At 43.6% G+C, this 1,149-nt stretch carries 1 protein-coding gene; it reads right to left on the bottom strand.

Annotated elements, in window-relative coordinates:
* Positions 1 to 4: 4 nt before the first annotated feature.
* Positions 5 to 961: an IS110 family transposase gene (locus tag NB504_RS03010; RefSeq protein WP_258428241.1), complete on the bottom strand. Its 957-nt coding sequence runs from the start codon at positions 959 to 961 to the stop codon at positions 5 to 7.
* Between the last annotated feature and the right edge of the window lie 188 nt (positions 962 to 1,149).

The following is a 1,149-nucleotide window of genomic DNA, read 5'->3' as shown; positions in this document are numbered from 1 at the left end:
ATAGTTAATTTTTGACGCTATCTTTATCCCACATCACACCGTCTCTTAGCATCGAATTTAAGATCACCACCATCTTTCTCATACAAGCAACAATGGCTACTTTTTTCGGTTTTCCTGCCGCAAGTAATCGTTGATATGCTGCCTTAAAAACAGGATTGCATTGGATAGCCGACATCATTGCCATATACATAACGGTCCTAACTTGAGCCCGTCCCCCTTGTATCATCCGCTTGCCTTTAAAGCAGCCACTTTCTCTTGTTATTGGTGCGACGCCAATGAGAGAAGAAGCTTGTTTGTTCGTGATATAGCCCAACTCGGGCACATTACTAATTAAGGAGGCCGCAAGGACTTTGCCAACGCCCGGCATGCTTTGAAGAAGAGTATTTTTGGCTTGATATTCAGGACAGCTATCAATCAGCTTCGCTATCTTTGCTTCTACTTTTTCAATCTGATTTTTCAGAGCGGTAAGAATAGGGGTGATAGTCGATGAGATATTCTTTGGTAATATTTGTAGTCGGTTTTTTTCCATGGTTTGCATGGTGAGTAGTTGGTTGCGCCTAGTGACTAAGTCACTCATAAGGCGTATATTTTCGCTTTTTATCTTGGTCAGTTCGGGCTGAACCCGTTCGGCATAATGTGCGATGAGGGCCGCATCTAAACGGTCGTTCTTAGCTCGTTGGCCAATAGCACCGGCAAATCGTTTAATGCGCAGTGGATTGGCAATAACATAAGGTAATTTTGCTTTATCACAGGCGAGTATAAAGGGCATTTCTAATCGACCCGTTGCTTCGATAATGACGCGTTGAGGTTTGTGTTTCTTAATGGTTTTTATGGCATGGCTGATGCCTTTTTCGGTGTTTGGGACGGTGAAGTAAATGTCGAGTGGGCGGATATAGATATCTAATTGTGACTTACCCGTATCAACGCCGACATTAATGTTTTGAAGTGTGTTTGTATTCATAATAAGCTAACTCTTGCTTGCAAATGCGGGCTCGAGACCCAGAAGACTATTCGAGTGTGGTGCTTGGAGTTCTATCAGGCGTTCGTACTTGTTATCGGTCTCTCGCTAGAGGAGCCATCGTTCAATCGAACTGCCAGATAGAAGAACTTTAGTTGCAGCTAAAGTCTGGGTCTCACCTTACCCGATTG

This window comes from Vibrio sp. RM-69-4, from assembly GCF_024743775.1.
Lineage (GTDB): Bacteria > Pseudomonadota > Gammaproteobacteria > Enterobacterales > Vibrionaceae > Vibrio > Vibrio anguillarum.
The sequence above is the reverse complement of the archived record's forward strand: the minus strand, read 5'-3'. Positions and strand labels throughout refer to the sequence as shown.

What these genes read in the sequence shown, in the direction of transcription:
- NB504_RS03010 (WP_258428241.1), bottom strand. Translation starts at nt 961, where the DNA reads ATGAATACAAACACACTTCAAAACATTAATGTCGGCGTTGATACGGGT.